This window comes from Eggerthella sp. (assembly GCF_048329335.1).
Lineage (GTDB): Bacteria > Actinomycetota > Coriobacteriia > Coriobacteriales > Eggerthellaceae > Eggerthella > Eggerthella lenta.
The window spans coordinates 1-3,876 of sequence record NZ_DBFEGU010000068.1; the positions used below are offsets into that span (position 1 = coordinate 1).

Annotated in this window: 4 protein-coding genes; 1 reads left to right on the plus strand and 3 read right to left on the minus strand. The window is 66.5% G+C overall.

What is annotated here, in order from left to right; translation table 11 throughout:
• On the minus strand, positions 1-300 hold a 300-nt coding region (locus tag ACMO6A_RS02125), incomplete at its 3' end, for a hypothetical protein (RefSeq protein ID WP_418470714.1).
• Between the two features lie 102 nt (positions 301-402).
• On the opposite strand from ACMO6A_RS02125, the gene ACMO6A_RS02130 reads away from it, so the two are divergent.
• Positions 403-540: a hypothetical protein gene (locus ACMO6A_RS02130; protein ID WP_009608915.1), complete on the plus strand. Its 138-nt coding sequence runs from the start codon at positions 403-405 to the stop codon at positions 538-540.
• Between the two features lie 51 nt (positions 541-591).
• On the opposite strand, the gene ACMO6A_RS02135 is transcribed toward ACMO6A_RS02130, so the two are convergent.
• Positions 592-2,883, minus strand: coding sequence for a SpaA isopeptide-forming pilin-related protein (locus ACMO6A_RS02135; RefSeq protein WP_009305537.1), 2,292 nt, complete (start codon positions 2,881-2,883; stop codon positions 592-594).
• A 93-nt stretch (positions 2,884-2,976) separates the two neighbouring features.
• A complete protein-coding gene (locus ACMO6A_RS02140) occupies positions 2,977-3,768 on the minus strand; it encodes a class B sortase (RefSeq protein WP_009305538.1) in 792 nt (263 codons plus the stop codon).
• Positions 3,769-3,876: the final 108 nt, after the last annotated feature.

Here is a 3,876-nt window from a genome sequence, read left to right on the forward strand (position 1 = left end):
GGGCGCCGTGTCCGACACGTCGAAGTAGTAGCGCAACCGCCCCGTTCCCGGGGCTCCGAACACGGCGATTCCGACTGATCCGCGCTTCACCCGCCGGCCGAACAGGGCATCCCAGCGCTCCAATTCCAACACCGCCGTGGCGTCCGGGCGCTGCGCGTGGACGAGCGCCTGCTCCGGGAAGGGCAGCTTGTAGTTGCGGCCCGCCGATTCGAGGAACGCCTTCCACGCCTCGGGGCTTTCGCTCAAAGCGACGAGGGTCGTTCGGTAGAGTTCTTCAATGGTCCGGTACGTGCTCGCCACGCGTCACCTCCTCGGAAGCTTCGTAGGTTCGCTCGCAGGCGTGATTTCCCGCGGGCCCCTTGGTTAGAATCGGCCAAATCCTCCAATAGACGGGAGTTTTTCATGAGGAAGCTGCTCGCCCTGCTCAGGCTGGTGGCCGCCGTTTTCGCTCTGGCGGCTGCCGCCTACGTTTGCCTCGTCGTTTTCGGCGTTTTCTCGGCTCTCGACAGCGCGACCTCCGGGTATTCCATCTACCGCTAGCCGGCAGGTGGCGAATGGCCCTCGCGGGCCGCCCGCCCGCCGCGCGCGTTCTCATCGGATCTCGGGGATTTCGCGCTCGCCGAGTTCTTCGGCGTCCTTCTCGCGGCACCGCTTCATAGCGACGGCAAGGCATCCGAAGCCGGCCGCCGCGATGGCGGCCGAGACGGCGGCCAAGGGCGCGAGGTTCACGCCGGTCTTGTCGAAGGGCTCGCCCCCTTCGACTGCGGGCGCAGGGGTCGCCTCGTCCTCCATGGTCACTGTCTGAACGTCGCCCGTGGCCTCGACCTCGAATTCAACGTCCTCCGCCAGCTCATAGCCCTCGGGCGCGCTTTCCTCGTGCAAGGTGTACGTTCCCGGCGCGAGCTTCTCTATGCGGTGGGGCTCTTCGGCGGAAACCCACTCCTCCACCACGGCGCCCTCGGCGTCGAGCACCTGCATGGCCGCCCCGGAAAGCGGCGCGCCCGTTTCCGCGTCCACCTTCTCGGCATCGACCTTGGTGAAGTCGTCCTCCATGGTCACCTTCTGGGAAACCTGGCCGGACACCACCTCGAAATCCACGCTGTTTGCGACCAGGTAGCCCTCGGGGGCGATCTCCTCGCGCAGGGTGTAGGAGCCCTCGTCGAGCACGATCTCGTGCGGCTCTTCCCCGGACACCCATTCGTCCACCACGTTGCCTTCGGCGTCGGTCACTTGGAGCGTGGCGCCCGGAAGCTCCTCGCCCGTCACGATGTCGGCTTTGGAGATGGAGACGTGCGGCTTGTCCGAGTTCACCAGCGTCCCGAGGTCGATGGTCGCGCCGTCTCGGTACACGCTCACCTCGAACGCGGGGATGAGTTCCCGGTCGGCGTTCGCCTCGCAGGGCTGCTCTTCCACGATGTAGGCGTCATACGGCAGCGCGCCCAAGGCGTCGTCGGGCTCCCCGCCGCCGAACCACACGCCGGACTCCGCCGTGCCGCCGTTGGTGTCGGCGGTGTGGGGGTTCCACGACGCGGCGGTGGATGCGCAGCCGTTGGCGTCGGTGACGATGGTGTGGCTTTCTCCAGTGGTGGCGCTGGTGACGAGGAACGGCACGCCGGCCATGCGGCCTTGGTCGCCCTCGCCGACCTTCACGAGTTTCAAGTCGCCTCGGATGACCTGCTCAGTGAGCTCGTCGGCCACCTCGTGTTCGAAAACGGGCGATTCGCTGCCCGCCATGTCCGCTGTGACGGTTATCTCGTGGGCCTCGGGGTCGGGCAGGTAGCCGGCGGGCGCTTTCGTCTCCTTGATGGTCACGGTGCCGAGGGGGATGCCCTCGAAAGCCAGCTTCGAGTTCTCCACGACGCCCTTCGCGGTCACGTATTCGCCGCCGTGGAGGTAGGTGGCCTCGTACTCCGCGCCGTCGAGAGATGCGGCTCCCTGTGGCTCGGGCAGCAAGGTTTCGGCGTCTTTCTTGATGAGCGTGAGATTCACCGTGACGGGGGCGTCTTGCGCGTTCACGTGAACGTTGCCGCCGGCGACCGTCACGTGGAACTCCTCCTGGGAAAGCGCGTAGCCCGCTGGCGCGCTGATCTCGCGCACGACGTAGTCGCCGTTGGGCAGCTTCTCGGAGGTCTGCCCGTGGCCGCTCTCGTCGGTGGTGAACTGCGCCACGAGGCTTCCGCCCTGGTAGACGCCGTAGACCGCGCCGGCGAGCGTGTACTCGCCGTTGCCGGCCGTCACCGACGCATCGGCGCTCGTCTTGTCGAGCGTGACGAAGCCGCCCTCGGACAGCCCCCTGTACACGGCGAAGCTGGCGTAGGTCTTGCCGTGCCCGCCGTCGATGCCCCACATGTAGTCGAATCGCACGTTGCAGGTGCCGAAGTGTTCGCTCCATGCGTGATAGACCGTTGCGCCTTCGCCCGCGATGGCGCAGTGCACGGTGGCACCCGACGCGTTGGAGAACACGATGACGTCGCCCGGCTTCACGGTTCCCGCCGCGAACGCGGCGTTGTAGTCATCCGCCGACGAGCCGCGGAACGTCTCGTGCGCGGCGCAGAACGCCGCGATGGCGTCCGTTCCGCAGTTGCCGGGGCTTCCGCCGGGCCAGCTCAGCCCGTAGACGTTGGCGATGACCCAGCCGACGAACCCCGAGCAATCCCAGCCCGAGGTGCCTTTGCCTCCCCAGACGTAGGGCGTGCCCATCAGGTCTTCTATGCCGCCTTTCACTTCCTCCCAAGTGGCGTCGCTGAGCGAGCCGTCTGCCGCGTATGCCGCTTGGCTGCGCGAAGGAAGCCCCGCGAACACCGCCGCCGCGACGAGGAGGGCCGCGAGCATGCAGCGGATTATCTTGCCCGCAGCGCGGCCGTTGGTTGCCTGTGCTTTCATGTTCTTCTCCTTGCGTTGTCGTTTTCTGCGTTTGCGTGCCGGACGTTCGGATCGCCCTTACATTCCGTGCTCCCTTCTCTCGCTTTGAGGCCGTCAGCTTTCCGCGGGCTGCGCGTACACGAGCGTCCTCTCGTTCGCGTAGGTCGTGTACGAGCAGGTCACGAACGTGAACAGCTGCGAAGCGTTTTCGTCGTTCGATATGCGCACGTCGCACTCCTCGAAGCGTTGCGCGTACCAGGCGCGCATCTCGTCGGCGGATGAGAAGTCCGTCCGCTTGGCGTTTTCGCTGCCGTCGATCACGTCCACCGCCGACACGGAAAGCTCCATGGCCCCGTTGGGAGTTTGCAGCTCGATGGTCGGATGCGAGCGCGCGAACGCCTCGTCCGAGTAGCGCGCGAAGTCAGCGAACATCGCCACGAATCCGCCGCCCATGTTGTGACCGAACACCACCGCGCTCATGCCGCCCACGCCGTCGCACGCCGCGTCCACGTAGGGGCATCCGTAGGGGTTCCACGAGCGGTAGATGTCGTGGCTCAGGTAGTAATCGGGGTCGCCGCCCGGCGCCTGCACGACGGCGTAGTCGATGGCGGTGCCATCGACGCTCACCCACGCGACGATCGCGGGGTTCACAACCCGCCAGTAATCCCAATCGACCCCTTCGGCATCTGCCGCGGTGGGCGATTCGTTCGAAGCCATTGCGGAAACCGCTGCCGCTGACAGGCTTCCGAACGGCTGCCCCCTGGGGTTGGGCACCACCGACGCGGCGCTTCCGGCGGTCGATGCCTGGAAGGCGGCCATCGCCCCGCAGAGGGCGAGCAGCAGGATCCCGGCGAGAAGCCAGCCCGCCGCCCTCCGCCTCGGTCGCTTGTGGTCGGCTTCGCTCATTGGCTGCCCCCTTCCAAAACCGAAGGCGGCCCCGCAGAGCCGCCTTCGGTTTTCGTTTCTCTCCGGTATGAGGTTTTATTTCCGGCAAGGTTGGTTGCCATCCCCTTC